24 protein-coding genes are annotated in these 26,913 nt (G+C 37.3%); 15 read left to right on the top strand and 9 right to left on the bottom strand.

Annotated features, from left to right (window positions below; all coding sequences use genetic code 11):
- Positions 1 to 173: 173 nt before the first annotated feature.
- The 7 genes from serS to dnaA form a co-directional block, all read right to left on the bottom strand.
- Positions 174 to 1,463 (bottom strand): serine--tRNA ligase, encoded by a 1,290-nt coding sequence (gene serS, locus ALLST_RS0109245; RefSeq protein WP_019893912.1) that lies wholly within the window; start codon positions 1,461 to 1,463, stop codon positions 174 to 176.
- Positions 1,464 to 1,730: 267 nt separating this feature from the next.
- Positions 1,731 to 4,274: a DNA gyrase subunit A gene (gyrA, locus tag ALLST_RS0109240; RefSeq protein WP_019893911.1), complete on the bottom strand. Its 2,544-nt coding sequence runs from the start codon at positions 4,272 to 4,274 to the stop codon at positions 1,731 to 1,733.
- Between the two features lie 122 nt (positions 4,275 to 4,396).
- Positions 4,397 to 6,418 (bottom strand): DNA topoisomerase (ATP-hydrolyzing) subunit B, encoded by a 2,022-nt coding sequence (gene gyrB / locus ALLST_RS0109235; RefSeq protein WP_019893909.1) that lies wholly within the window; start codon positions 6,416 to 6,418, stop codon positions 4,397 to 4,399.
- Positions 6,411 to 7,511, bottom strand: coding sequence for a DNA replication/repair protein RecF (gene recF, locus ALLST_RS0109230; RefSeq protein WP_019893908.1), 1,101 nt, complete (start codon positions 7,509 to 7,511; stop codon positions 6,411 to 6,413). The genes gyrB and recF overlap by 8 nt, the downstream gene beginning before the upstream one ends.
- Positions 7,508 to 7,711: a S4 domain-containing protein YaaA gene (yaaA, locus tag ALLST_RS0109225; protein ID WP_019893907.1), complete on the bottom strand. Its 204-nt coding sequence runs from the start codon at positions 7,709 to 7,711 to the stop codon at positions 7,508 to 7,510. Before yaaA ends, recF begins: the two co-directional genes overlap by 4 nt.
- A gap of 267 nt (positions 7,712 to 7,978) precedes the next feature.
- Positions 7,979 to 9,112, bottom strand: a complete 1,134-nt coding sequence (gene dnaN / locus ALLST_RS0109220; RefSeq protein ID WP_019893906.1) for a DNA polymerase III subunit beta — start codon at positions 9,110 to 9,112, stop codon at positions 7,979 to 7,981.
- A 135-nt stretch (positions 9,113 to 9,247) separates the two neighbouring features.
- The gene (dnaA, locus tag ALLST_RS0109215; protein ID WP_019893905.1) at positions 9,248 to 10,597 is read right to left on the bottom strand and encodes a chromosomal replication initiator protein DnaA; all 1,350 of its coding nucleotides are present in this window, start codon (positions 10,595 to 10,597) and stop codon (positions 9,248 to 9,250) included.
- Between the two features lie 945 nt (positions 10,598 to 11,542).
- Here dnaA and rpmH point away from each other — a divergent pair.
- The 11 genes from rpmH (at position 11,543) to rpoE (ending at position 22,267) form a co-directional block, all read left to right on the top strand.
- Positions 11,543 to 11,677 carry a 50S ribosomal protein L34 gene (gene rpmH / locus ALLST_RS0109210; protein ID WP_019893904.1) on the top strand — a complete coding sequence of 45 codons (135 nt, stop codon included), beginning with the start codon at positions 11,543 to 11,545 and terminating at the stop codon, positions 11,675 to 11,677.
- Positions 11,678 to 11,717: 40 nt separating this feature from the next.
- Positions 11,718 to 12,071 carry a ribonuclease P protein component gene (rnpA, locus tag ALLST_RS0109205; RefSeq protein ID WP_019893903.1) on the top strand — a complete coding sequence of 118 codons (354 nt, stop codon included), beginning with the start codon at positions 11,718 to 11,720 and terminating at the stop codon, positions 12,069 to 12,071.
- Positions 12,061 to 13,110, top strand: coding sequence for a YidC/Oxa1 family membrane protein insertase (locus ALLST_RS0109200; protein WP_019893902.1), 1,050 nt, complete (start codon positions 12,061 to 12,063; stop codon positions 13,108 to 13,110). The genes rnpA and ALLST_RS0109200 overlap by 11 nt, the downstream gene beginning before the upstream one ends.
- Positions 13,111 to 13,172: 62 nt before the next feature.
- Entirely contained in the window at positions 13,173 to 13,808 is a 636-nt protein-coding gene (locus ALLST_RS0109195; protein ID WP_019893900.1) for a Jag family protein, read from the top strand.
- 236 nt (positions 13,809 to 14,044) lie between these two features.
- A complete protein-coding gene (gene pth / locus ALLST_RS0109190; protein ID WP_019893899.1) occupies positions 14,045 to 14,716 on the top strand; it encodes an aminoacyl-tRNA hydrolase in 672 nt (223 codons plus the stop codon).
- Between the two features lie 43 nt (positions 14,717 to 14,759).
- Positions 14,760 to 18,191 (top strand): transcription-repair coupling factor, encoded by a 3,432-nt coding sequence (mfd, locus tag ALLST_RS0109185; protein ID WP_019893898.1) that lies wholly within the window; start codon positions 14,760 to 14,762, stop codon positions 18,189 to 18,191.
- A gap of 3 nt (positions 18,192 to 18,194) precedes the next feature.
- Entirely contained in the window at positions 18,195 to 18,476 is a 282-nt protein-coding gene (locus ALLST_RS0109180; RefSeq protein ID WP_019893897.1) for an RNA-binding S4 domain-containing protein, read from the top strand.
- Positions 18,457 to 19,686 (top strand): HD domain-containing protein, encoded by a 1,230-nt coding sequence (locus ALLST_RS0109175; RefSeq protein ID WP_019893896.1) that lies wholly within the window; start codon positions 18,457 to 18,459, stop codon positions 19,684 to 19,686. Before ALLST_RS0109180 ends, ALLST_RS0109175 begins: the two co-directional genes overlap by 20 nt.
- A gap of 53 nt (positions 19,687 to 19,739) precedes the next feature.
- Positions 19,740 to 20,159 carry a hypothetical protein gene (locus ALLST_RS0109170; protein ID WP_019893895.1) on the top strand — a complete coding sequence of 140 codons (420 nt, stop codon included), beginning with the start codon at positions 19,740 to 19,742 and terminating at the stop codon, positions 20,157 to 20,159.
- A gap of 97 nt (positions 20,160 to 20,256) precedes the next feature.
- Positions 20,257 to 21,891: an arginine--tRNA ligase gene (gene argS, locus ALLST_RS0109165; RefSeq protein ID WP_019893894.1), complete on the top strand. Its 1,635-nt coding sequence runs from the start codon at positions 20,257 to 20,259 to the stop codon at positions 21,889 to 21,891.
- A gap of 28 nt (positions 21,892 to 21,919) precedes the next feature.
- Positions 21,920 to 22,267, top strand: coding sequence for a DNA-directed RNA polymerase subunit delta (rpoE, locus tag ALLST_RS0109160; protein WP_019893893.1), 348 nt, complete (start codon positions 21,920 to 21,922; stop codon positions 22,265 to 22,267).
- A gap of 295 nt (positions 22,268 to 22,562) precedes the next feature.
- Here the strand turns inward: rpoE and ALLST_RS10660 are convergent, their stop codons facing one another.
- On the bottom strand, positions 22,563 to 23,261 hold the full coding sequence (locus ALLST_RS10660) for a DUF4230 domain-containing protein (RefSeq protein WP_019893892.1): 699 nt from the start codon (positions 23,259 to 23,261) through the stop codon (positions 22,563 to 22,565).
- A gap of 125 nt (positions 23,262 to 23,386) precedes the next feature.
- Here ALLST_RS10660 and rsmG point away from each other — a divergent pair, with 125 nt between their 5' ends.
- The 3 genes from rsmG to ALLST_RS0109140 are packed head-to-tail and all read left to right on the top strand — an operon-like array spanning position 23,387 to position 25,810.
- A complete protein-coding gene (gene rsmG / locus ALLST_RS0109150) occupies positions 23,387 to 24,133 on the top strand; it encodes a 16S rRNA (guanine(527)-N(7))-methyltransferase RsmG (protein WP_245553770.1) in 747 nt (248 codons plus the stop codon).
- Positions 24,126 to 24,905 (top strand): ParA family protein, encoded by a 780-nt coding sequence (locus ALLST_RS0109145; protein ID WP_019893890.1) that lies wholly within the window; start codon positions 24,126 to 24,128, stop codon positions 24,903 to 24,905. The genes rsmG and ALLST_RS0109145 overlap by 8 nt, the downstream gene beginning before the upstream one ends.
- Positions 24,902 to 25,810, top strand: coding sequence for a ParB/RepB/Spo0J family partition protein (locus tag ALLST_RS0109140; protein ID WP_019893889.1), 909 nt, complete (start codon positions 24,902 to 24,904; stop codon positions 25,808 to 25,810). Before ALLST_RS0109145 ends, ALLST_RS0109140 begins: the two co-directional genes overlap by 4 nt.
- 69 nt (positions 25,811 to 25,879) lie before the next feature.
- Here ALLST_RS0109140 and ALLST_RS0109135 read toward each other — a convergent pair whose 3' ends face one another.
- Positions 25,880 to 26,428 carry a DUF5662 family protein gene (locus ALLST_RS0109135; RefSeq protein ID WP_019893888.1) on the bottom strand — a complete coding sequence of 183 codons (549 nt, stop codon included), beginning with the start codon at positions 26,426 to 26,428 and terminating at the stop codon, positions 25,880 to 25,882.
- 162 nt (positions 26,429 to 26,590) lie between these two features.
- Between ALLST_RS0109135 and rpmE the strand changes: the two genes are divergently transcribed.
- Positions 26,591 to 26,809, top strand: coding sequence for a 50S ribosomal protein L31 (gene rpmE, locus ALLST_RS0109130; RefSeq protein WP_019893887.1), 219 nt, complete (start codon positions 26,591 to 26,593; stop codon positions 26,807 to 26,809).
- Positions 26,810 to 26,913: the final 104 nt, after the last annotated feature.

Here is a 26,913-nt window from a genome sequence, read left to right as displayed (position 1 = left end):
AAAAACAAAAAAATTATAATTTCTTTGTATTGAAGATCTGATTCATTTTAAATGAACAGATCTTCTTTTTTTAAAGATGAATGATTGTAATAAGTACAACACTTACTCACATAAAAAAGTCCACCAAGTCACGATCGACTCAATGGACTTCTCATATCAGTTTTGATTTCGTTCTACTTTTTAGGTGTAAGAATTTCTTTACCACCCATGTATGGACGTAATGCTTCTGGAATAAGTACAGAACCATCTGCTTGTAAATTGTTTTCTAAGAAAGCAATCAACATACGAGGTGGAGCTACACAAGTGTTGTTTAAAGTATGCGCAAAATATTTATTACCTTTTTCATCTTTTACACGGATTTTTAAACGACGTGCCTGTGCATCAGTTAAGTTGGAACAAGAACCAACTTCGAAGTATTTCTGTTGTCTTGGAGACCAAGCTTCAACGTCAACAGATTTACATTTTAAGTCAGCTAAATCACCGGAGCAGCATTCTAATGTACGAACTGGAATATCCAATGTACGGAAGAAATCTACTGTGTTTGTGTGCAGTTTTGTAAACCATTCTGCAGATTCTTCTGGTTTGCAGACAACGATCATTTCTTGTTTTTCAAATTGGTGAATACGATATACACCACGTTCTTCAATTCCATGTGCACCTTTTTCTTTACGGAAGCATGGGGAATAAGAAGTTAAAGTATATGGTAATTCTTTTTCATCTAAGATTTGGTCAATGAATCGGCCGATCATAGAGTGTTCGGAAGTTCCGATCAAATACAGATCTTCACCTTCGATTTTGTACATCATACCTTCCATTTCCGCAAAGGACATTACGCCATTTACGACATTAGAACGGATCATGTAAGGTGGAATCACATAAGTAAATCCACGGTCAATCATGAAATCACGAGCATAAGAGAGGATTGCAGAGTGTAAACGAGCAACATCGCCAATCAAATAGTAGAAACCATTTCCGGCTACACGTCTTGCTGCATCCATATCGATTCCCGCAAGAGATTCCATAATTTCTGTATGATAAGGAATTTCAAAGTCAGGAACGATTGGTTCACCGAAACGTTGTAACTCAACGTTTTCTGAATCGTCTTTACCAATTGGAACACTTGGATCAATGATGTTTGGAATTGCCATCATTGCTTGTGTTACTGCTTCTCTTAATTCATCTTCTTTTTTAGCCAGTTCATCGATTTGTTCGCCAAGTTTAGCTGTTTCCAGTTTAGCTGCTTCAGCTTCTTCTTTTTTGCCCTGGCCCATTAACATTCCAATTTTCTTGGATGCATTTTTTCTTTGAGAACGAAGTTCATCCGCTAATTGCTGAGTTTGACGCAATTGGGCATCATTACTAATTACTTCATCAACTAGATGGAGTTTGTGATGCTGGAACTTCTTTTCCATATTTTCTTTGACAAGGTCCGGATTTTCACGGACAAATTTCAAGTCGAGCATGCAAAATCTCCTTTTTTACACGTTATAATTTATCACCGATCAAAATTGTAGGCAAACAAGCAAATTTTCTCATGAATATTCATTCAAAATCGTTGTTTTTCTTCAAAAATATGCTGAAAATTTGCAAAAATCTGAAATTCACATTCGTATGATTGTTCAGATTTTTGTTCTCATTGAAATCAAAGGGACAAGCTAATTTTGACTTGTCCCTTTGTTATTTCATCAATGTTTTTAATTCAATATGATTTTCAGATATTTGATCGATCTTTATTCTTGATCATCAATGATCTCTTCAATTGTATCTGTATCGATCTCTGTATTTTCAATTAAATCATCGTTTGTTGTAGATTCTTCGTGATCTGTTAAAGCTAAACGTAAAACTTTATCACCTTCTGCTAAACGAATCACACGAACACCACGTGTTGTACGCCCTTGAATCTTCACATTTTGTAAGTGGAAACGAATCATCTGACCTGTTTCAGTTACGATCAATGCATCTTCATCACCGCTCACTGCTCTAAAGGCAACGATTGGTCCTGTTTCTTCAGACGTTACAATTGTTTTAACACCTCGTGTACCACGGTCTGTTAAACGGTAATCTGAAATTAAAGAACGTTTTCCATATCCTTTTTCAGTTAAGGACATGACTGTTTCGCCCATTGAAGAGCTCGCAACGCCAACAACTTTTCCGCCCATCAGATCAATACCACGAACACCTGTTGCAGTACGTCCCATTAAACGAACGGCACTTTCTTTAAAGCGAACAGCATTTCCTCGGTCTCCGGCAATCAGAATTTCTTCATCACCAGTTGTGCGACGAACGAATGCCAAAGTATCTCCTTCATTTAAGGAAATTGCGACTTTACCCGTGCGGTTAATGTTTTTAAATTCAGACATCAATGTTCGTTTAACGATACCATTTCTTGTTACGAATAATAATGACTTCGCTTCTTCTTCTGGATTATATGGCAGAATGGCTTCAACTTTTTCACCATTTTGTAATGGTAAGAAGTTAATGATTGGTGTTCCTTTGGCAGTACGAGAACTGATTGGGAACTGGAAGCCTTTCATACGATACACACGACCTTCATTCGTAAAGAACAACAAGTAATCATGGTTCGATAAACCAACCATGAAATCAATGAAGTCTTCATCGTTTAAGGAAATGGAACGAATTCCTTTTCCACCACGGTTTTGCGTATGGTATGTGCTTGTTGGTGTAGTTTTCAAATAACCAGAGTGAGTTAATGTCATGATGATGTCTTCTTGAGGAATTAAATCTTCATCGATTACATCGAAGTTACCTTCCATAATTTCAGTACGACGTTCATCACCATAACGTTGTTTAATATCATCTAAGTTTTCGCGAATGATATTTAAGACACGTTCACGGTTAGCCAAAATGTCTTTAAAGTCTTTAATGCTTTCTAATAATTGATTGTATTCATTTTCGATCTTTTCACGTTCCAATCCGGATAAACGGCGGATTTGCATTGCTAAGATCGCTTTGGATTGAATAACATCTAATCCAAAGCGTTCATTCATATCTGCAACCAATCCCGCTTCGTCTTTTCTAGATGAGCGAATTAATGCAATCAATTCATCTAAGAAGTCATGCGCAATACGTAAACCTTCTACGATATGCAAACGTTCTTCTGCTTTACGTAAATCAAAACGTGTACGACGGGTAATGACTTCGATTTGGTGATTGATGTAATCCGTGATCATTTCATGGATATTTAACTGTTTTGGACGACCATTTTCTAAAGCCAACATGTTAATTCCAAATGTGGATTGCAGTTGTGTTTCTCTAAACATTTGGTTGATGATGACTTCTTCTTGCGCATCTTTTTTCAGTTCCATGACGATGCGTACACCTTCACGGTTAGATTCATCGTTTAAGTAGGTTACGCCTTGGACTTTTTTATCACGGATGACTTCCGCCATTTTTTCGTACATCTTCATCTTATTGACGCCAAATGGAATTTCGTAATAAACAACACGTTTTTTACCATTAGGCATATCTTCAATCCGATATTTTGCACGAACTGTAATCGATCCACGTCCTGTTTCATACGCTTCACGAATTCCTTTACGGCCAAGAATAATTCCGCCCGTAGGAAAATCAGGTCCAGGTAAATATTCCATTAATTCTGGAACTGAAATATTCTCATCATTCATGACAGCCTTAATCGCATCTACAACTTCATTTAAGTTGTGTGGTGGAATATTCGTCGCCATACCAACTGCGATTCCGACTGCACCATTCAATAGTAAGTTTGGAATACGGCTTGGTAAAACAACTGGTTCTTTGCCATCAGAGTCATAAGTTTCTGCGAAATTAACAGTATCTTTGTTTAAATCCGCAATCATCTCCATCGAGATTTTGGACATACGCGCTTCTGTATAACGTTGCGCCGCAGCTCCATCTCCATCTAGAGAACCAAAGTTACCATGACCATCTACTAGTGGATAACGATAAGAGAAGTCTTGTGCCATACGGACCATGGCTTCATATACAGCAGTATCCCCATGTGGGTGATACTTACCAATAACATCACCGACAATACGCGCTGATTTTTTATGCGCAGATTGTGGGGTAATATTTAATGTGCTCATCGCATACAAAATACGACGATGAACAGGTTTTAAACCATCGCGAACATCAGGTAATGCACGTTGAACGATAACGGACATTGAATAGTCCAAGAATGATTCGCGCATTTCTTTACAAATTTCGATATCTTCAACAACATCAAATCTTTCTTCTTCTTCAACGTTTTCGGAAGTTTTGATTTCAGATTCGCTCATTATTTTCCCCTTTCTTACAGATCTTGATTAAAATCTGATCAGATCTTATTTGTCTTATTCAGATTATAAAAATCTGAATTTCATTTTTTATTCCTATTTTAAATTGTGTATAAACTGAAGAATTAAAGGTCTAAAGTCGCATATTCTGCGTTATTTTGAATGAATTCTTTACGTGGTTCAACATCTTCACCCATCAGGATGGAGAAGACACTATCCGCTTCCATCGCATCATCAATTGTGATTCGTTTTAAAATACGACGTTTTGGATCCATTGTCGTTTCCCACAATTGTTCGGCATCCATTTCCCCTAAACCTTTGTAACGTTGTACTTTATATCCTTCTTTAAATTCGGCACGCAATTTGTCCATTTCTTGTTCTTTATAGGCATATGCGACTTTTTTGCCTTTTTCAATTTTATAAAGAGGAGGTTGAGCGATATAGACATAGCCATTTTCAATGACTGGACGCATAAAGCGATATAAGAACGTCAACATTAATGTTGCAATGTGACTTCCATCGACATCGGCATCGGTCATAATGACAATTTTATGATAACGCAATTTAGAGACATCTGTTTGTTCTCTAAATCCACAACCAAATGCGGTGATCATTGAGTTAATTTCAGCGTTTTTGAAAATACGAGAATCACGCGCTTTTTCAACGTTCAATACTTTACCGCGCAGTGGCAAAATCGCTTGTGTTCGAGAGTCACGACCCATCTTGGCAGATCCACCCGCGGAGTTCCCTTCGACAATGTAAATTTCACATTCACTAGGATCTTTACTGGAACAGTCAGTTAATTTACCTGGTAAAGAAGTAATACCATCTAAAGCAGATTTACGTTGAACAGCTTCACGCGCTTTTGCTGCCGCAAGACGAGCCCGCCCTGCCATCAATCCTTTTTCAACCATCGCTTTGGCATCTTTTGGATTTTCAAGTAAGAAGCGTTCTAAGTATTTTCCAAAAATATTGGAGACAATTTTACGAACTTCACTATTTCCGAGTTTTGTTTTCGTCTGACCTTCAAATTGAGGATCTGGGTGTTTAACAGAAATAATCGCTGCTAAACCTTCTTTGACGTCTTCTTGTGTCAGTGTTTCGTCTTTTTTCAACAAGTTATTTTCGCGTCCGTATTTATTCAACTCACGAGTCAATGCTAAACGGAATCCATCAACGTGATAACCACCTTCTGGTGTATTGATGTTATTGACGAAAGAATAAATTTGGTTTTGGAAATCCTTGTTGTATTGAATCGCCACTTCTACTAAGATTTGATCCATTTCGCCTTCGGCATAAATGACTTTTTCAGAAATGACTTCACGTCCTTTATTCAAATATTGAACATATTCAACAATTCCACCTTCATAGCTGTATGTTTTGCTTTGTGGATGTTCTGGACGTTGATCTGTTAGAGTTAGTGTTAATTTTTTATTTAAGAATGCTAATTGACGGATTCTGGAATTTAAAATGCCAAAATCAAAAACAGTCGTTTCTTCAAAAATTTCTGAATCTGGTTTAAAGCGAACTGTTGTTCCCGTTTTATCCGTTGTTCCGATTTCTTTAAGTGGTTCAACTGTTTTTCCACCGTTTTCGAAACGGATATAGTAAATTTTTCCGTTTTGCTCAACAGTGACTTCCAACCATTTTGAAAGGGCGTTAACTACACTGGCACCAACACCATGCAAACCACCGGACACTTTATATGCTCCACCACCGAATTTACCACCGGCGTGAAGAACGGTCATAATCGTTTCTACAGCACTGATATGTGTTTTTTCATGAATCCCAACTGGCATACCACGGCCATTGTCATGAACACAAATGACGTCTCCTTCTTCAATCGTGACATCAATTTGATTCGCAAATCCAGCTAAGCATTCATCAATCCCGTTATCGACAATTTCCCATACAAGATGGTGAAGTCCACGTTGTGATGTCGATCCGATGTACATCCCTGGACGTTTACGAACCGCTTCAAGTCCTTCTAAAACTTGAATATCATCAGCGGTATAAGAATGATCGACATGACTTGCTTCATTTTCTAATTTGTCAAATTCAGAAATAGACTCTTTAAGCTCTTGGGCATTTTCTACTGTACGATTTTCATTGGTTGGCATTTGATCTTTGTTTTCGATCTCAGACATCGTATAATCCCTCCTTCATGACTCCATGATCTACTGTGTAAAAATGGACAGGCCGATTAAACCAGGATGGATCTACGGTTTCGGCCGTTGTAATAAAAATTTGAATTTCATCGGGAAAAGCAGCAACGAGTCCCGCTCTGCGTGATTCGTCCAATTCCGAGAAAACGTCATCCAAAAGTAAAACAGGATGATGTCCTGTTTTATCTTTAATGACTTGGCATAATGCAATTTTTAGCGCAAGCATAATTGAGCGTTTTTGCCCTTGGCTTGCGGTTTGGGTAACAAGTTTGCCATCGAGATAAAATTCAAGATCATCTTTATGTATCCCGATTGCTGTTGTTTTCATTTTTAAATCTTTATCATATGATTTCGCATAAGCATCAACGAGCTGTTGGCGAACGTCGGCTGAGGCATCCACACAAGTTTTATAGCGAAGGGTTAACGTTTCATTTCCTTCGGAAAAATTGTGGAAAATCTCATTCATTTTTTCGTTTAATAATTTTACGAATGCAACTCTTTGTTGGATTAATATCACTTGCGCATCAATCATTTGATCGGTAATGGTTTTGAGTAATACTTGATCCACTTGATAAGTCTTTAAAATTGTTGAGCGCTCTTTTAAAAGCTTGTTAAACTGACTGAGTACAGTCGTATAAGATCTAGATAATTTCACCAATTCAATATCGATCATTTTTCTTCTTTCTTTTGGTGGATCAGAAAAAAGACGTAAATCATCTGGACAGAAAATGACCGCATTTAAAATTCCTACAAAATTAGAAAAAGCAGACACTGGCTTTCCATTACGAAATAAATATTTCTTGCCTTGCGAAAAAATTGTTTTAAGGCTCTCAAGCCGTCCAGAATTTTCAACCACACATTCTAGAGTGAAAGACTCTTGGCCATGACGCATCAAAGAAGGTGTTTTATTGGTCCTCCATGAGCGTAGATGAGAAAGGAAATAGATGGCTTCTATCAGATTTGTTTTTCCTTGCGCATTTTTTCCAAATAGAATATAGATCGAATCAGGATTAAAAGAAAAAGAAGCCTTTTCGAAATTTCTATACTCCGAAAGAACAAGCTTCTGTACGTTCATTCAATCTCGATCCGAGTTCCTGCGGCTTCAACTACATCATGACTGCGCAATTTTTTCCCGCGACGATTTTCGAGTTCACCATTGACACGAACTTCATTTTCAGCCAGCCAAGCTTTTACTTGTCCACCTGACTGAATCAGATCGCAGGCTTTTAAAAGCTGCTGCAAAGTAATATATTCACCATTTAAAGAAAACTTCATCTGTAAATCCTCTTTTCCATTCATAATTATAACAAAAATAGGCCCTATTTACCACACATTGAGAATTTCTATCTAAACACACAGGAATACGCAAATAAAAAGATCGTTCTTAATGACTCTAAAAAAGTACTTGTGAAAAATCAGTGAAAATATATTCTCCCTTCTTTTCCTTGATCTTTTTCATTTTTCTTCATTTTCTTCTTATGTTCTCAAAAAAAAACTGATCTAAACACTAACTGTCTAGATCAGTTCAATCAATTTCAAATATTAATATTGGCGAATTGGCACAACAACCATTGTCAATTCATCATTTTTCGGATTGCTGATGCGAATTGGACGTAATTCATTCAAAATGAACAGTTCAACATCGCCTTCTAAATCTAATGCGTTTAATGCTTGTAACATCAATTGTGCATTAAAGGCAAAAGTAAATTCGTCACCTGTATATTCCACGTTATTGAATACTTCGCGACATGATCCAATCTGGCTGGATAATACGCGCATATTCACTCCGCTTTCGGAACAAGCCATTTCTACAGGAACAACACTACCTAAAGTAGATTTTTTAGAAGTATAGATCAAAGAACGATTTAGCATTCCAATTAAATCACTCGCTTTGATTTTTAAGTGAGCTTTAGGATCCACTGGAATAATGGAATGTACATCTGGGAATGTTCCTTCAATTAATGGAGATTGAATCATCGTGTGATCATACGTCACCATAATACGACGTTTATCTGCATAAACATCAATGTCTTGATCTTCTGGTACGCTACGAGCAATTTCTTTAGCAAAGCTTGGCGTAATGGTCATGCGAATTGTTTGTTCACTTGGATAGTCTGTTTTAAAGCTAGCCATTCTAAATGCATCGGTTGCCGTTGCTATAAATTTTTCACCATCAATTTCAATATTAACGCCTAATAAAACTTGTCTTGTATTTTTATCCGCTGCAGCGTATACAACGTGACGTTCAATTGCTTTAAAAAATTTAGCTGGAAGCACAAAGTGGTTTTCTGGGCGATCTAATGCAACTGCTGGGTATTTATAAGCAGATTGGCAAATTAAATCGTAATTTCCATCACTTCCACTGACACGTAATAAATCTTCATCTGTTGTAACAATCTGAATTTGTTCGCTATTCATGCGACGTAATAATTCAGAAAGAATATGTGTATTGATGACAATCGATCCTTTTTCAGTAACTTCAAGTCGATTGTTCTCATCAGGAATAATTTGGGTTTGAATCGCAAGTGAATCATCGGTTGCTAAAAAAGTTAGTCCATTTTCATTGGCTTGAACTTTAGCTCCCGTCAAAATTGTTTTTGGATTCAATGGGTTAATAGCATGACCCACTAGGTTAATTGCTTCTAAAAAAACGGTACGTTTTACTGAAATTTCCATAAAATTTAACTCTCCCTTCTATATAAAAGTTAAAGATTATAACAATAAGGGTGGGGAAACTGGGGATATAGCTTGAAAACAAGCGATACCTAAAGCAAAAACACCCTAAAAATGAGTGTGGATTTAATGTGGTATTTATGTGATCTTCCGTTTTATCTCGTCAACAGCGTCTTTCCAAGTCGATTCTTTTTGAATCATCTTCTTGGCGCGGGAAAAACTTGAAGAAATGGTGGTATGATCACGATTTCCCAATTGAGATCCGATCTCTGCATAAGGAAGTTGTAACATATCTCGCATCAGATAAATACAGATTTGCCGTGCTTGTGAGATTTTCTTCTGTCTACTTTTACCTTCTAAATCGGCATAGGATAAACCATAATAGCGAATTACTGCTTTTTTAATCGATTTTGCGTTGAGTTGTTCCGGTTCACTAATAATCGGTTCATCTTTTAAAACACCAAGGGCAAAGGACATGGAGATTGTAGGTGGATTAAATAATGTTGCATTGAAAATCAGACGATTTAATGCTCCTTCTAAGGCACGAACATCATCGCTATAGCCACGAGCGAGAAAATCTAATACATCATCATCAATGTCGATAACATCTTCATGTCCTTCGATTTTCTTCATTAAAATTCGTTTCGCATGTTCTGCGCCTGGTTTAGAGATATTGACGATTAATCCTGAAGAAAAACGGCTGATTAATCGCTTCGTTAAGCTTGAAATCTCCGAAGGATGGGTATCGGAAGTTAAGATAATCTGCTTTTTTTGACGAATCAGTTCGTTATAGAGCGTGAAGAAGACTTCTTGGCAGCTATCTGAACGTAAGTTTTGAATGTCATCGACTAAAAAATAGTCGCAATCCAAAAGGGTTTCTTTAATCTTTTCTACCGCATTTCCTTCTTTAGATTTCGTGCGCATAGCATCGAGCAATAAGCTCACTAAATCCCCAGCATAAATGTAAATCACTTTTGCGTTGGGTTGTGTTTGGGCTAATGCATTCCCTAAGGCATTGAGGATATGTGTTTTACCTAAGCCAGAATTTCCGTATAACATGAGCGGATTAAACATGCCTTTGTTTTTCGGAAGACAAGCCATTTGACAAGCTGCTAAAGCTTCTTGGTTACTTGGTCCGCGAACAAAAGAGTCAAAAGTTAATCCCGGATCAAAGCCACGGGAAATTAATTGAATCGCTTTTTGTTTCAGCGATTCATCAGGCATCATTTGAGCCATTTCTTTTTCGGTAATTAATTCAATACTCACATTCGATCCGACCATTTCGGAAAGTGTGGCTTCAAATAATTGTAGATTTTCACGAATTAGATTAATGGCAACAATGTTTTGACAAGAGATATAAGCAACCTGGTTTTCAATTTTGAAAAGAGATGTCTTTTTTATCCATGTCATTGTCCCACTATCAAAATGTCCGCTTTTGTTAATGAGATCTAATGTTTGTATCCAATTTGATTTCAAAGATGAGTCCATAAATCGCAATCCTTTCGTGTAGTTTCCAATATACAAGATTTTTGTTTTGAAAAATAGTGTGGAATATGGAGGAAAACCAATGGGGAAAAGTGAAAATACAAACTTTACCCCAATGGGGAAAACTCTGCAATTTTTGTGAAGTCCCCATACTATAAATCGCGTTTTCCCCATTAATATTTATTAGAATTAGCGATAGATACACATTTTTTAAGAGTTTTCCACTTTTCCCCATTGGGGAGAAAAAACGAAACAAAAACATTGCAATTAATGGGGAAAGTATGTGGATAATGTGAATAAATCACTGAGTTTTCCCCAATTTAGCTGGGGAAAATTCTTGTTTAAAATTGTTCGTTTTTTGAATTCTCCATTCATTGGGGATTATTTGGGGATAAATGCAAGGGTCTGTGTAAACAATGGGGAAAACTCAAAATGAATAGCATTTGAATATAAAAAGAGAAAAGGAACGCATTAAACAAGATGTAAAAAACGAAAGGGAGAAAAGCGAAAAGAAAATCTACAACAATATAAGGAAAGAAAAATACAAAAAGAGTGAATCAGTCTCCATCTAAAAGATCAGGGATGATCAAAGCGAGAATTTGCGAATGCTCGTGATATTTGAAAATGCGCTTTGATCTGCTTTTTTATGTAGATTTGATGGAAATACAATGGAATAATAAGAGAAGAAAATGGAATATATAGACTTGAAAAAAGAGCATTTTATAAGCAAGAATGAGCTAAATTGAATCACATTCATGAGCTACAATTGTCAGTTTCCACCATTTATTTCTAAATAATGGATAAATAAGCGTTTTTTTACACTTTTTGATCGCAATTCCAACCGTTTTAATCGTTGACAGTCTTGTTTTTGAAATGGTATAGTGACTTTCGCAACTAGGAAGAAAAGAAGTATTTTATATACTTATATAGAGAAAGGATTGAGAAACAATGAAACGTACATATCAACCAAGTAAAGTTAAACACCAAAGAACTCATGGTTTCCGCGCTCGTATGGCAACTAAAGGCGGACGTAAAGTACTTGCAAGAAGAAGAGCTAGAGGCAGAAAGGTTTTATCCGCTTAGAAATCACCTGCAAAGGTGATTTTTTTCTCTGTCTTGCCTTATGAAAAAGAATCAGAGAATTCTTAAAAACACGGAGTTTTCCTCCATCATTTCCAAGAAACACTCGCAAGCCAATGCAGCGTTTGTTCTCTATACCGCAAAACGAGCTGAAGACAAAGCACGGGTCGGAATTAGTGTAGGAAAAAAAATAGGAAATGCGGTCATTCGCAACAGAACGAAAAGACAAGTTCGTGCTCTAATTGATTCCGTGTATACTTTTGATGAGACTTTTGACTCTATTGTGATTGTCCGTCCGGCATTTAAAAAGATGGATTACGAACAACGGAGTGAATTGTTATCCCGGTTGCACGACCGGGCTGTGCAAAAAAATGGAGGAAGAGCACATGAAAAATAATCTGTTTGAAAAATTTCGCGTCCTTCTTCTGTGTCTGCTTGTTGCAGTAGGTCTTGCTGCTTGTTCGAATCCACGTGGACAAGATGGTAAGACAAAAGTCGATCAGGTTATCGCTTTAGAAGAGGTAACTCTTAACAAAGATCAAGTCAACATTTCTGAAATTTCAGATCAGCAGCTCAAAGAAGAATTAGAAAATTCAAAAGAAGAGACAATCACTATCCAACCAACAAGTTGGGGTGAAAGTTGGCAAAAAGGTTGGTTCGATGGATTAATCATTTGGCCAATTGCGCAATTAATTAACTTCTTTGCATCCTTCACAGATGCTGGATGGGGAATTATTCTTGCGACTTTACTGATTCAGCTGTTGATTTTCTTATTAACATTTAAATCCCAGATTTCCCAACAAAGAATGCAGGAACTTCAACCTGAGATGACTCGCATTCAGGAAAAATATAAAGGGAAAAACGATGAGCGTTCTAAAATGCTCATGGCTCAGGAAACACAAAAACTTTATACAGATAACGACATTCACCCATTTGGTAGCATCTTAGTGATGTTTATTCAGTTACCAATCATGATGGGTATGTTCTATGCAACAATGCGTGCTGCAACAACTGTATATGGAACATTCATGGGTATGTCTTTAGCGCGTACACCATTGGATGGATTCAAAGCAATGCAAATTGCGCCAATCGCTGTATATGTCTTAATGATTTTGATGTCCTTAATTCAATTACAGATTCCAAAGTGGTTAAACAAATACTCAGCTCGTAAAAATAAACAAGCTTATAAAAAACAAGAAACAACTAACTCAATGACAAGCACCATGAACATGACAATGTACATGACGACTGGATTAATCGCAATCATGTACTTATCTTGGCCAATGGCGATGTCTTTCTATTGGTTAGTTTCATCTATTATTCGTGCCTTCACAAGCGTCTTATCTCACTTCTTATCTGAAAAACAGAAAGCAAAACGTGAAGAAGAAGAAAAACAGAAACGTTCTGAAGGTATTTTAAAACATCGTAAAAAGTAATAAACCGTATAGAAACGGTTGAAATGAATTTTAAAGCAGTAAAATTCATAACAGGAGATCTTATGGAATTTGATCGTTTTTCTGGAAAAACTCTAGAAGAAGCTATCGCATCTGCAACATCTGCAAAAGGTGTTGACGTTGAACAGCTCACCTATAACATTGTCGAAGAAAAAGCTGGCTTTTTAGGCATCGGCCGTACTGTGACGATTGAAGCCTGGGCTCCAGTTGATGTAAAAGCATTTATCCACGACTACGTGCAGACTTATTTTGACAATGCCCAAATGGATGGCAAAGTTGAAGTTGCAATGGAACTAGATAATAACGAGTATTTCTATCGTGTTAAAGTCGATACAAATGCCAATGCAGTTTTGATCGGTCGTCAAGGACGTACACTTCAAGACTTCAACCGTTTAGTGCGCACTGCAGCAAGTAGTGTATTCAAAAAACATGTTCGCTTATTGATCGATGTGAACGGATATAAAGAAGATCGTTATGAAAAAATCGTACGCATGGCTGTACGTGTGGCTAAAGACGTTCGACGCACCAAAGTTGATGCTGTTCTTGAACCAATGCCAGCTGACGAAAGAAAAGCGATTCACGCTGCTTTAAGCGAAATGAAAGGCATTTCTACTCGTTCTGAAGGAGAAGGTGCTGCAAGACAGCTCCATATCCTGTATACACCAACAACTCAAGAATAAAAAAAGGGCTAATCGCCCTTTTTTTTAGGATTTTTGAAATTTCATATCATAGGGATAAGATTTAGGCTTTAGAAAAGAAAAAAATCTTGTATTCTTATGAGAGTTGTATGAGCAAAAACAATTCGATTTGTTGTTTCAACAAATCCACTATCTAAAAATAAAATCGTTTACTAGACTTCAAGATAATTGAAGTCTTTTGCGGTTTGTCGAAAACAAAAAAATAAGGAAGGACAATTATGAAACTGATTGTAGGACTGGGAAACCCAGGTGTGAAATATGAAGGAACTCGCCATAATGCGGGATTTATGGTTATGGATGCCATTAGTGAAAAATTAAATGTATCCATCAATAAAAAGAAATTTGAAGGATCTTATGTCAAAACAAAAATTGGCAATGAAGATGTCATTTTATTAAAACCAGAAACATATATGAATAATTCTGGTTTTTCCGTTCGTGCATGCATGGACTTTTTTAAGATCAGCCGTGAAGACATTTTAGTCATCTATGACGATTTAGATACACCAGTAGGATCGATTCGTTTAAAAACAAAAGGATCTGCTGGTGGTCATAATGGGGTAAAAAGCGTAATTGCTTGTGCGATGGGCGAAGAATTCGATCGGATTCGCGTAGGAATTGGCAGAAATCCACAAATTAATATTATCGATTACGTTTTAACGCGTTTCCGTCCCGATGAATTAGAGGATTTAAATCATTCGGTTGAACAAGCTGCTAATGCTGCAATTTTAGCAATTAAACAAGGTTTTCCTAAAGCGATGAACCGTTATAACGTTAAACCGAAAAAACCAAAAGTGAAAAAAGAAGAAAAAGAAAATACAAAAGATCTTTACCCTAACAACGGCAAAGATGAAATTTACCGTGTTGAAGGGAATAAAAACACAAATGAATAGATTCAAGCTTGAATCTTAAAGGATAAAGAAAGGAGGTTCATATATGTCAGAGAATCTCATATTGAAATCTTTAGAGCATAATCCGGCGACTTTAGAATTGCTCAAAGAGGATGGACAATTAGGAAATTTGTCGATGATGGAAGAAGCGTTATTACTTGCAGCGGCATTCCAACAAGACCATCAAACACGAATTGTCGTCAAGAAAAATAAATACGAAGCGCAACAGCTCTACACCCGCCTAGCTTTACTGCAACAAGAAGTGCTGTGTTTTACGATGGATGAATCTTTGCGTATTTCGGCAATTGCAGCGAGTCCAGAAGAAAAAATCAATCAGCTTTCTGCTTTATATCAAATGCGCCAAGACTTTTCGAAGATCATTGTGACGAATGTTGCCGCCTATATGCGCTTTTTACCGGATGTGGATTTCTTCGATCAAAGTTGCATTCAACTGAAAGTCGGCAGGGATGTTTCGCGTAAAGAATTGTCAGAAAAACTGAACCGCATTGGCTATGCCAAAGTGAATTATGCGGAAATGCCTTGCTCCTATGCATCACGTGGGGGCATTTTGGATGTATTCTCCATTAACTATCCCGATCCAATTCGTATCGAATTTTTTGATACAGAAATCGAATCGATCCGTTTTTTTAATCCCGACACCCAACGTACGATTCGTTCAATTGATGAAGTCGTTTTAATTCCGGCCACGGAAGTTTTATTTAGTGATCAACAAATCGAACAACTTCAAACAATTGTGCCAGAACAATTAGAAAAACAACTCAAAAAGACAAATCCGGATGGAGCGGAATTTTTACAAGATGCGATTGAATCAGATTTAAGAGCCATTGAAGCATTTGATACGCAATCAAAACTGTATCGTTATTACACATTTGTTGAAACATCGAATATTCATGATTATGTCGAAGGGGCAAAGGTTATTTATTCCCCCGCAGAAGATGTGGAAGAAAATGCCAAAAAAGTTGTTTTAGATAATGCGACGTATATGCAAGAAGAAGTTCAAGACTTCCAAGCTTTAGCGCGTTATACGATGTTTCATGATCTTTATACGATCGATAAAAAACGGAATCCATTTAAAATCTCGGTATTTTTACCTTTTGATCATCCAATTGAAAGTGGCATTCGTATGGTGGATGCACCAGGGATTAATTATCGAGAATGGGTTGTTGAAGAAGCGAAAAAAGAAAACGTATATTTTGCCTTAGAAAAAGAAGATTTAGCAATTTTAAAAGACAATTGCGATATTTTGCATTTAAATACAACTGATCCGATTTTCTATCAGGGATTTAGCGTCGATGGCATGACGGTGTATACAAGACAAGAAATCTTTAGACATCAAAACCGAAAAGTGCCATATCAAAAGACGTTCTCCCAATCCACGGCGTTAAATGACATTCTCGAATTAGAAGTTGGGGATTATATCGTTCATGCCCAATATGGAATTGGTCAGTATTTAGGCGTTGAAACAAAAGAAATCAAAGGTGTGAAAAAAGACTATCTTCACGTTGCCTATCGGGGTGGAGATGATTTATTTGTGCCTTTATCCCAATTCCAGCTCATTCGCAAATACGTATCCAAAGAAGGGGCGGGGACGAAACTGTCCAAACTAGGAAGTGGCGAATGGGAAAAGACGAAAAAGAAAGTCAACACGAAAGTCGAAGAAATTGCCGGAAGACTTGTGGAACTGTATGCGACACGTACTGAAGATATCGGCTTTGCCTTTCCTAAAGATGATGTTTTAGAGCGGGAATTTGACGAAGCGTTTGAATTCGAATCGACGCCAGACCAAATTTCAGCAACGGCGGAAATTAAAGCAGAAATGGAATTAGCAAAACCGATGGATCACTTGTTAATCGGGGATGTTGGGTATGGTAAAACCGAAGTAGCGATGCGTTGCGCATTTAAAGCAATTTGTGCCGGAAAACAAGTGGCTTTCCTTTGCCCAACGACTATTTTATCTTTGCAACACTTTAGAACGTTACAGCGCCGTTTTGAACAAACGGGGGCGCAAATTGCCTTAGTCAATCGTTTTGTCAGTGATAAAGAAATGCGCGAGATCATTAAGCGATTAAAAGAAGGCCAAATCGATATTGTGGTCGGAACGCATCGTCTGTTCTCAAAATCGATACAATATAAAGATTTAGGTTTATTGATTATCGACGAAGAACAACGCTTTGGAGTCAGTCACAAAGAAAAAATTAAAGAGATGAAAAACACGATTGATGTTCTTTCTCTTTCGGCAACGCCAATTCCAAGAACATTGCAAATGTCTTTAATCGGGGTCCGCTCGATTTCCCAATTAAAAACGGCGCCTGCCCATCGTCATCCGGTGCAAACCTACATCATGGAACAAAAAGGCCCAGTCATTAAAGAAATTATTTCTCGTGAATTAGCACGTGATGGCCAAGTGTTCTACTTGCATAACCGGGTTCAAGATATTTTTAGAGTGGCAAATGACCTGGCTAAAGATTTCCCTGATGCGCAAATCGGCGTCGCCCATGGCAAAATGTCGCGGGAAGAAATCGAAAATATCCTCATTGATTTTGCGCAAGGAAAATTCCAAATTCTCGTTTGTACGACGATCATTGAAACGGGATTAGATATTGCCAATGCGAATACGATTATTATCGAAAATGCCGATCGCTTTGGCTTATCGCAGCTCTACCAAATTCGGGGTCGTGTTGGTCGACGAGAAAAACTGGCTTATTGTTACTTGATGGTTACGCCACAAAAACAATTGAATGAACAAGCGAGCAAGCGTTTAAAATCGATTAAAGAATTCACCCAGCTTGGATCGGGCTATAAAATTGCGATGCGCGATTTAACCATTCGTGGTGCTGGGGATATGTTAGGTCCAAAACAAGCTGGATTTATCGATTCTGTCGGATTAGACATGTACTTAGATTTACTTTCTCAAGCCGTCGCACGAAAGAAAAAACTAGCCCAAATGGCCAATATGGAAGTCAATATTCGCGAAGAGGCAAAAGAAAAAGAAGTTCCGGAAATTAAACAGACCAATATTCAAATGGAAGGTTATGTCCCAGTACCATTTACATCGAGCGATGGGGATAAACTGGCTTTATATCAAGCCATTCGTGATATTCATAGCGAAGAACAATTGCGCCAATATGAAAAGAGAACCGCGGATATCTTTGGACGAATTCCTAAAGAAGTTCAACAATTATTCAACAGCAGAAGAATTGATTTATTTGCGAGTCAAGACAGTGTTGAATCAGTAGAAGAAAAAGACAATCGCATTGAAATTCGCATGACTGTGGATTGGTCGCGCAAAGCGGATGGTTTAAAACTGTTTGAAGCGATGTCAGCTGTCAGCCGCCAAGTCAATATGACCCTCAAAAATGGGGCGATTGTTATCAATTTTGAGAAAAAGAAACATTATTGGGAACTATTCAATAAAGTGATTGAAGTTTTAAATGACCCATTATTTAGAAAGGATTAAGCGATGCGTCTAGATAAATACTTAAAAACTGCCCGCATTTTAAAACGCCGTGAGGCAGCAAAACAATTAGCATTGGAAAAAAGAATTACTCTGAATGGTCGCGTTGCTAAACCATCGAGTGAAGTGGATATCGATGATGTGATTGTCCTTGAATTTGGAAATCGAATCTTAGAAATCGTCGTCAAAGATACGCCAAAACAAGCAAATAAGGAAAAAGCTGCCTTGATGTTTGAAGTGATTCGGCAAACGAAAAAGGAAATCGCTGATGAAACTAGCGGAGACTAAAGTATTACGAGATCCCATTCATGGCTATATTCATATCGACCAACAAGTGATCTGGGATTTAATCGACAGTAAAGAGTTTCAACGTTTACGCCGCATTCATCAATTAGGGGGCGTCAGTATGGTTTACCATTGTGCCGAGCATACGCGATTTGCCCATAGTTTAGGCGTTTATGAACTGGCTAGACGAATGATGAGTGAAGTGGATGAAATTTCCCAATTTTTAAATCATCAACAAAAAACGGCAGGACTTTGTGCAGCATTGTTACACGATTTAGGACATGGTCCTTTTTCCCATTGTTTTGAGCGCTTTAGTCACATTCATCATGAAACCTTAACCAAAGCGATTATCCTCGATCCCCATAGTGAAGTGCATCAAATTTTAAACAAGGAAGATCCAAGTCTTGCGCAAAGCGTGGTGGATATTTTAAATCACCAATCAAATTGTCCTTTGTTAGAAGAAATGATTAGTTCACAACTCGATTGTGATCGCATGGATTACTTATTGCGCGATGCGTATATGACCGGCACAACTTACGGCAATTTTGATTTAGAGAGAATTTTGCGCGTGCTTCGCGTCAAAGAGGGTCATCTTTGTGTCAAACGTTCAGGAACACATGCCGTTGAAGATTACATCATGGCCCGTTATCAAATGTATTGGCAAGTGTACTTACATCCCGATGCTGCCGGATATGAAAGTATGATTTTAACGTTCCTTCATGCATTCCAAGACTATTGCGATAAACATCCTAGTGATCTTCACCAATGCAAAATAGTGGATTTGCATCAAGATGTATTGAATTTACAAGCGTTTGAGCGCTTAGATGATTTTTCGCTTTTGATGCAAATTGAAAAAGCCCAAGACTTAGAGGATGAAGTCTTATCTCATCTTTCCCGAGCTATTTTGTCGAGAAGACTCCCAGATTGGAAATCTTGTCAAAATAAAGAAGAAGGAGAGCAATGGATTGCGCATTTGAAATTATCTCATCCATTCCAACAAGCGCTTTGCCAAGTGATGAGAATGGAAGCAGGCGAATATTGTCCTTACTTTGAATCTTTACACAATCAAATTCGCATTTTGGATGGCGATACTTGTATTCCTCTTTCTCAATGCTCAGATGTGACCCAAGCGTTGTTAAATATGAAAAATCCGCAACAATGGCGGGTGTATTTTCCAAAAGAGAGATTTTTAAAATACGAAAAAACGGCATAGAAATCGCTAGATAGATTGAAAAGATCTAATGATGTGATACACTTTCAATCGCTATGTTAGTACATGTTCATTTAGAAGATTTAAAATCACACGAAGCTCTGTATCAAGGTTTAGCAGAGTATGAATTATTAGACTCTGGTTCATTTTGTGTTTCCTTTGGCACGGCCCAAGAACAATCCACGTGGAAAGTACTCAAAAAAGGGATATTGATTCACAATGAATCAGAAGTAAAAACGCGCTTATTTTTGCCTTACGTAGGCGAAGGAAAAGCGAATATTCAAACGCCTTTTGGCAATATGGAAATGCCAATTTCACAGATCAAATGCGAGATTCAAACGAAAGGAAATGAACAACGATCCTTAGAAAATGTCTCAAAAATGAGCGAAGAATGGATAAAAGTGATTCATCTTTCTTATTTATTAGACGAAACTGAGTATTTTTATTTTCAAATGACGTTGAACATGCATAAATAGTTAAGGTTTAAAAAACCACAGATTCACAAATGCAAATACATGCTCATATGATTTGAGTATGAAATCATAAATAACCAATAGAGAAAGGATGAACACCATGGGAGCAATGGATCAAACTCTCCGTCAAGCTCTTGCATTAGCAGTAAAACAAGCTTACGACTTAGACTTAGAACCAAACGAAATTATTATCGAAATTCCAAAACGTAAAGAACAAGGGGATTATTCAACGAATATGGCGATGAAGTTAACAAAAACTTTACGCACAAAACCAGTTGAAATTGCCCAAAACATCATGAACAACCTGCAAAGTGATTCCATCGAACACGTTGAAATCGCCGGTCCTGGTTTCTTGAATTTCGTGATGAAAAAAGATGAATATGCAAGAGTTATTCCAACAATTCTTGAACTTAAAGAAAACTATGGCCAACTTGCTGATAATCACATCAAAGTGAATCTTGAATACGTATCCGCAAACCCAACTGGATCTTTACACTTAGGACACGCACGTGGGGCAGCATGGGGTGATTCTTGTGCGAGAATCATGAAAAAAGCGGGTTATGATGTAACTCGTGAATACTATGTTAACGATGCAGGTAACCAAATTGGCAACCTTGCTCTTTCTTTATGGGCACGTTATGCGCAAGCACACGGCCAGGAAGCTGAAATTGGTGAAGATGGATATTTAGGTGCTGACGTAAAAGAAAAAGCAGAACAGCTCGCAAAAGAATATCCAAATCAATTATTAGAACCAACAAAAGAAAACTTAGATTTCTTCAGAAAAGAAGGAATTGCCTTTGAATTAGACAAAATCAAAGAAGACTTAGACCGTTTCCGTGTTCACTTCGATGTTTGGACTTCTGAACAAGCATTAAGAGATGCGAAAAAAGTAGATGAAGCCTTAAAACAACTTGGTGATAATGGCTATACTTACGAAAAAGATGGCGCATTATGGTTTAGAACAACAGACTTCAATGATGATAAAGACCGCGTATTACGTAAACAAGATGGTTCTTTGACCTACTTAGTTCCAGATATCGCTTATCATGACGATAAATATCGCCGTGGATTTGATATGTTAGTGAACTTCTTCGGTGCTGACCACCATGGATATATTCCACGTTTAAAAGCATCAATGTCTGCTTTACACCATGATCCAGACAAATTAAATGTCGATATCATTCAGATGGTTCGTTTAGTTAGCAATGGTGAAGAAGTTAAAATGTCGAAACGTTTAGGTAACGCGACAACAATTAATGACTTGATGGATTTAGTTGGTGTTGATGCAGCAAGATATTTCTTCTCTGCACGTGCATTAGATACACATCTTGATTTCGATTTAGACTTAGCTGTATCCAAAACAAATGAAAACCCAGTTTATTATGCTCAATATGCCCATGCGCGTATTTGTTCGATCTTAAAACAGACAGAAGGATATAGCACACCAACAGATTTCAAAGACTTAACTCACGAAAAAGAAATTGATCTGCTCAAAACATTACAAGAATATCCATCTGTAATTGAACAGACAGCAAGAACACGTCAAGTTCATCGAATTTCTCATTATATTCAAAACCTCGCTGCGAAGTTCCATAGCTTCTATGGCGCATGCAAAGTAAATGATCCCCAAAATCCAGAACTCAGCGCTCAACGAATTGCTTTGTTGCAAGCTGTACAGATTGTTTTAGCTGATGCATTAAGCTTAATTGGCGTATCAGCCCCTGAATCAATGTAAACCGATTGTATTACGAGGAGATTTACACATGAAAAAATCAATGATTGATCTGGCTTATGACATTTTATCCAGCCAGAAAAAAGCTATGAAATTTATCGATATTTGGAATCAAGTATCTAGTGAAATGGGATTTACTCCTTCACAAGCTGATGACAATATCGCACAACTTTATAGTGACTTATCCATTGACGGTCGATTTGCCTCTCTTCCAGGAAACACTTGGGATTTGCGCAAACGTCAGTCTTCCGCTAACACGATTGTCGACACAGAATCAATTAGTGTCGAAGATGAAGACGACTACGTAACAGAAGAAGACGAAGATGAAATCATCGATGAAGAAGATGATGATGAAGAGTCTTCTGAAGACGAAGAATAAAACGATTTAAACAGTGAATGTTTTTGAATCAATGGGGATATATATTTTTCAAAAATAAACATTCAATGCGAAATGATTCATCTTTCGCTAATCAATAAAAATTGAAATCAAACGTGATCCAATAGATGTTCAAGTAGAACACAAAATGGATCACGTTTTTTTGTCATAGGATTGGAAGAGATCAAGAATATGAAAATCCTAAATATTGAAAAGATAGTTAGGAAAAAATAAAAAGAATAAGAATATCCCTAAAATAAAGGATATTCTTATTCTTTCAGATTTTTTGATGTCATGTTTAAGAAGCGGCTTGCGTACTTGTTGATGAATTTGTTTCACTCGCTTGGCTTGTAGGTTGCGTTGTATCTTCCGGTTGTTCTTCAAAGTCGATTGTGATGTGGTAGTCTTCGCGAACTTCTGGGATGACATTGAGCACAGAGAGAATTGAGGTTTTCGCATCTTCTTTTGCTTGTTCAAATACGCCGTTATCTTGCATCTTTTGTTCTGCAATCACTTTTTGATTGGTTTCAAATTCAAGATAGTCATCAATCGTCACTTGATTGAAGATGTTGAACGATTGATCATAGACTTCGACACTTTCAGCAGGGATCGCATTGGATAAAATTTGGATCGGTGGACAAGTGACATGAATCTGATTGTGGTTCACATCGATTTTGACGTCTTTGATAGAAAAACCAAGTAAAGCTTCTCCTTGATAAGAGAGGATGAAGTTTTTTCCTGTAAAAGGAATACTCCAACCATTAATTTCATATGAATTTTCAAATTTACCAATATCGGAATAGTAGTACTTTGTGGTGATCAGATCAGAAGCCTGCTCAAGTGAGGTTTTGAGAGTTGTTGAACTGATTTCTTTTCTTTCTTGAGCTCCTTTCAAAGCTAAACAACCAGAAAGGGAAACGATGGAGCATAGCGCTAAACCAATCACAAATCCGATGGCTCCATTTCGGATCGCTGGTTTTAATCTTTGTTTTGCCATGCAAATAGTTTACCATTTTTAAAAACAATAATATTTCGAATGAATAAATAATGATTGGACGCAAACGTTTTCTAAAATTCAGACTATAAAGAAAACAGAGAGAATTGCAGTTCGTAAGATTCATCATGAATCGATTAGCAACTAATGGTATACTGAAGACTATGAATAAAGAACAATTCCGAGAAGCTCTACAACAAAACAACATTATTCTCGATGAGAAACAAATCCATCAATTTGAACAATACTTAAGCTTACTTCAAGAATGGAATCAGAAAATGAATCTGACGGCAATTGTTGAAGAAGAAGAAGTTTGGGAAAAACATTTTTACGATTCAATTGTTCCTTTTATGGGGACAGAATTTGAAACGATGGCCGATGTCGGCAGTGGTGCGGGATTTCCAGGGATTCCACTTTCTATCGTTTGGCCTAAACGGCAATTCACTTTGATTGAACCATTGACAAAACGTTGCAAGTTTTTACAAGTCGTAAAAGATGAATTACAGTTGAAAAACGTGAACATTGAAAATGCGCGTGCTGAAGATTACGTCAAACAAAACCGTTCTAAATTTGATGTGGTTAGTGCTCGGGCAGTAGCAAGACTTTCCATTTTATTGGAACTTTGTATTCCTTTACTCAAAGGCAAAGGAAAATTTATCGCGTTAAAAGGATCTGCTGGTAAAGAAGAATTAAAAAATGCGAAACCAGCGATCGATGCTTTAAAAGTTAAGGTTGAACAAATTAAAGAATTTGAATTAGGACAAGAGGGCGAACGAACCGTCATTACATTTGTGAAGACAGCGCCAACTCCAAAACAATATCCACGTTCTTATTCTTTAATTAAGAAAAAACCACTGGAGGAAACGAATGGCTAAAATCATCGCAATTTCCAATCAAAAAGGTGGCGTGGGTAAAACGACAACAGCAATCAATTTATCCAGTGCTTTGTCGAGATTAGGCAATAAAGTATTGCTTGTTGATTTTGATTCCCAAGGGAATGCAAGCCAAGGATTAGGGGCATTAAAATCCAATGGCCAACCCACAGTCTATAACGTGATGTTGGAAGGTTTTCCAATTCAAAATGCGATTGTACATGGAGATAAATGTCCAGTCGATATTTTGCCAAGCAACATGACTTTAGCAGGTGCTGATTTAATGATGGATCGCTTAAGTTCAGGAAAAGAACAACTCTTAAAAAATGCGCTTGATCCAATTCGCGATCAATACGATTTTATTTTGATTGATTGTCCACCTTCTTTAGGATTACTGAACACCAATGCGCTGACGGCAGCGGATAGTGTCTTGATTCCTGTGCAATGTGAGTATTATGCATTAGAAGGGGTAACCCAATTGTTGTTGACCATTCGCTTGGTTCAAAAAACAAGTAACCCAAAACTTTTAATCGAAGGAATTTTGATGACAATGTTTGATTATCGAACTCGTCTATCCGTCGATGTTTCCCAAGAAGTTCGCCAGACCTTTGGTCGTTTAGTGTACCAAAATTCAATTCCACGGAATGTTAAATTGTCCGAAGCTCCAAGTCGTGGTGTCTCCATTTTTGAATATGATCCGAAATGTAAAGGGGCTCAAGCCTATGCCCGCTTATCTCGTGAAATGCTTCATCTGAAAGAAGATGTGTTTGCATGAGTGAAGAAAACAAAAGATTAGGTAAAGGCTTATCCTCCATTTTTGGAGGAGACATAACCCAAATGTTGGATGATATTCAAAACGGACAAGATACATCACAAAACTATGCTCAGCTCCAAATTCCGGTCGATCAAATTCGCCCGAACCCTTATCAGCCACGAAAAATTTTTAATGAAGAAGCTCTCGAAGAGTTAGCTGCTTCAATTCGAGAACATGGCGTATTCACGCCGATCTTAGTCAAGAAAAGTATTCATGGCTACGAATTGATTGCCGGAGAACGCCGCCTTCGTGCTTCTAAACTTGCACAAAAAGCGGAAATCCCAGCAATTATTGTCGATTTCAATGATCAAGAAATGATGGAAATTTCTTTACTTGAAAATATTCAACGTGAAGATTTAAACGTCATTGAAGAAGCAAAAGCATATGATCAATTGATCAAAAAACTGCATTATACTCAAGAACAACTCGCAACAAGAGTCGGCAAAAGTAGAGAACATATCGCAAACTTATTAAGACTTTTACGTTTGCCAGAAGAAGTGAGTCAAATGGTCATCGATAAAAAATTATCGATGGGTCATGTTCGCGCTTTGTTGTCATTAAAAGACAAACCATCCATGATCAAATTAGCCGATAAAGCTTATCGAGAAAGCTGGTCGGTGCGAAAGATGGAACAAAAAGTCAAAGAGGCGCTCGATTCACAATCAAAAGAATTAAAAAATGATGTAAAAAAAGCGGAACAAGAAGAATTCGACAACAACATCTTTATTCAAGATGCCCATCGGCAATTAGAAGAATTTTTCCAAACGCCGGTGAAGATTAAACCCAATTCGATTACGATTCACTATGAAACCGTACAAGATTTGACTCGTATTTTAGAATTATTAGATTTAACAGAAACAGAATAAAAAAATAAGTTTCCTTGAATGGCTAAGAAATCAAAATGTGATTTCAAAGGACAAGGAAACTTTTTTGTTTTAAATCGGTAAAGGAAGACCTTGGCGATCCATCTCTAATAGTTTTTGAATTTGTAGGATCGTTTTGTCTAGACCGAATTGTTTTAAGTAACCGAGCAGATATAAAATTTGGCGTTCAGTTTGCGGATGAATGCAGACATGGCTTTGATTATCTCGATAATATTTCAAAGGAGAATCATCTCGATACTTTTCTTTTAAATAAATTTGACTTGCCGCCACCCGGTCACAAAACATTTCGACGACATATTGGAATTTCATCGGCACCGGTTTGATGCCATCTTTGCTGTTGTCGAGCCAGTATTCCCAATGATGGGGATTGCGGCCTTTATGATGAAGCCAGGATAGAGAATATCCTTCTGCTTCTTTTTGGGCATCGATTGGTGAGCGATAGCCTTGGTAATAACGAAATCCTGTTTTTAGCTCGATTGGGCTATATTTAGATAAGTCATGAAGAAGGCCTTGTTTGTATAATCCGCAACGAAAACATAAAGATGTGACTTTGATTTTATGCTGGTTAATCGTTTGCAGATGGCCAAAAGTTTTTTGCATGGTGTTCATGTCTTTATTTTAAGCCGATTGGTGACAAACAGGAAAGGAAATTTACGAAATATAACGCTATTTTGGTTGCATTTGTTAAGACGAGGTTGTTATAATCTTTACGCACTTACTTTAAATCAGCAAATGATTTAAGGCGGAAGGAGGTTATGGCACATGAAACAAGGAATCCATCCTAACTACCATACCGTAACTGTTGTTTGTGCTTCCTGCGGTAATAAATTCGAATCTGGTTCTACAGTAAAAGGTGATACTCTTACAGTAGATACTTGCAGCAACTGCCACCCATTCTACACTGGCCGTCAGCGTTTCGCAGCCGCTCAAGGACGTATTGAAAAGTTCAACAGAAAATACGGACGCAACAACAAAGACTAAGGATAAAAAAATTTCCGCCTTATGGGCGGAATTTTTTATTTTAGGACAATTTGAATTTTATAAGTTCTAAAAGGAAACACACTTCGATCAAATGGAGTGTGTTT

The sequence above is a fragment of the Allobaculum stercoricanis DSM 13633 genome (assembly GCF_000384195.1).
GTDB classification, from domain to species: Bacteria; Bacillota_I; Bacilli_A; order Erysipelotrichales; family Erysipelotrichaceae; genus Allobaculum; species Allobaculum stercoricanis.
Note: the sequence above shows the minus strand (reverse complement) of the source record. Positions and strands in the feature narration are given on the sequence as shown.

Bases quoted from the DNA above. Each gene is read 5' to 3' on its own strand.
- serS (WP_019893912.1), bottom strand. From the start codon at position 1,463: ATGCTCGACTTGAAATTTGTCCGTGAAAATCCGGACCTTGTCAAAGAA.
- gyrA (WP_019893911.1), bottom strand. From the start codon at position 4,274: ATGAGCGAATCTGAAATCAAAACTTCCGAAAACGTTGAAGAAGAAGAA.
- gyrB (WP_019893909.1), bottom strand. From the start codon at position 6,418: ATGTCTGAGATCGAAAACAAAGATCAAATGCCAACCAATGAAAATCGT.
- recF (WP_019893908.1), bottom strand. From the start codon at position 7,511: ATGAACGTACAGAAGCTTGTTCTTTCGGAGTATAGAAATTTCGAAAAG.
- yaaA (WP_019893907.1), bottom strand. From the start codon at position 7,711: ATGAAGTTTTCTTTAAATGGTGAATATATTACTTTGCAGCAGCTTTTA.
- dnaN (WP_019893906.1), bottom strand. From the start codon at position 9,112: ATGGAAATTTCAGTAAAACGTACCGTTTTTTTAGAAGCAATTAACCTA.
- dnaA (WP_019893905.1), bottom strand. From the start codon at position 10,597: ATGGACTCATCTTTGAAATCAAATTGGATACAAACATTAGATCTCATT.
- rpmH (WP_019893904.1), top strand. From the start codon at position 11,543: ATGAAACGTACATATCAACCAAGTAAAGTTAAACACCAAAGAACTCAT.
- rnpA (WP_019893903.1), top strand. From the start codon at position 11,718: ATGAAAAAGAATCAGAGAATTCTTAAAAACACGGAGTTTTCCTCCATC.
- ALLST_RS0109200 (WP_019893902.1), top strand. From the start codon at position 12,061: ATGAAAAATAATCTGTTTGAAAAATTTCGCGTCCTTCTTCTGTGTCTG.
- ALLST_RS0109195 (WP_019893900.1), top strand. From the start codon at position 13,173: ATGGAATTTGATCGTTTTTCTGGAAAAACTCTAGAAGAAGCTATCGCA.
- pth (WP_019893899.1), top strand. From the start codon at position 14,045: ATGAAACTGATTGTAGGACTGGGAAACCCAGGTGTGAAATATGAAGGA.
- mfd (WP_019893898.1), top strand. From the start codon at position 14,760: ATGTCAGAGAATCTCATATTGAAATCTTTAGAGCATAATCCGGCGACT.
- ALLST_RS0109180 (WP_019893897.1), top strand. From the start codon at position 18,195: ATGCGTCTAGATAAATACTTAAAAACTGCCCGCATTTTAAAACGCCGT.
- ALLST_RS0109175 (WP_019893896.1), top strand. From the start codon at position 18,457: ATGAAACTAGCGGAGACTAAAGTATTACGAGATCCCATTCATGGCTAT.
- ALLST_RS0109170 (WP_019893895.1), top strand. From the start codon at position 19,740: ATGTTAGTACATGTTCATTTAGAAGATTTAAAATCACACGAAGCTCTG.
- argS (WP_019893894.1), top strand. From the start codon at position 20,257: ATGGGAGCAATGGATCAAACTCTCCGTCAAGCTCTTGCATTAGCAGTA.
- rpoE (WP_019893893.1), top strand. From the start codon at position 21,920: ATGAAAAAATCAATGATTGATCTGGCTTATGACATTTTATCCAGCCAG.
- ALLST_RS10660 (WP_019893892.1), bottom strand. From the start codon at position 23,261: ATGGCAAAACAAAGATTAAAACCAGCGATCCGAAATGGAGCCATCGGA.
- rsmG (WP_245553770.1), top strand. From the start codon at position 23,387: ATGAATCGATTAGCAACTAATGGTATACTGAAGACTATGAATAAAGAA.
- ALLST_RS0109145 (WP_019893890.1), top strand. From the start codon at position 24,126: ATGGCTAAAATCATCGCAATTTCCAATCAAAAAGGTGGCGTGGGTAAA.
- ALLST_RS0109140 (WP_019893889.1), top strand. From the start codon at position 24,902: ATGAGTGAAGAAAACAAAAGATTAGGTAAAGGCTTATCCTCCATTTTT.
- ALLST_RS0109135 (WP_019893888.1), bottom strand. From the start codon at position 26,428: ATGCAAAAAACTTTTGGCCATCTGCAAACGATTAACCAGCATAAAATC.
- rpmE (WP_019893887.1), top strand. From the start codon at position 26,591: ATGAAACAAGGAATCCATCCTAACTACCATACCGTAACTGTTGTTTGT.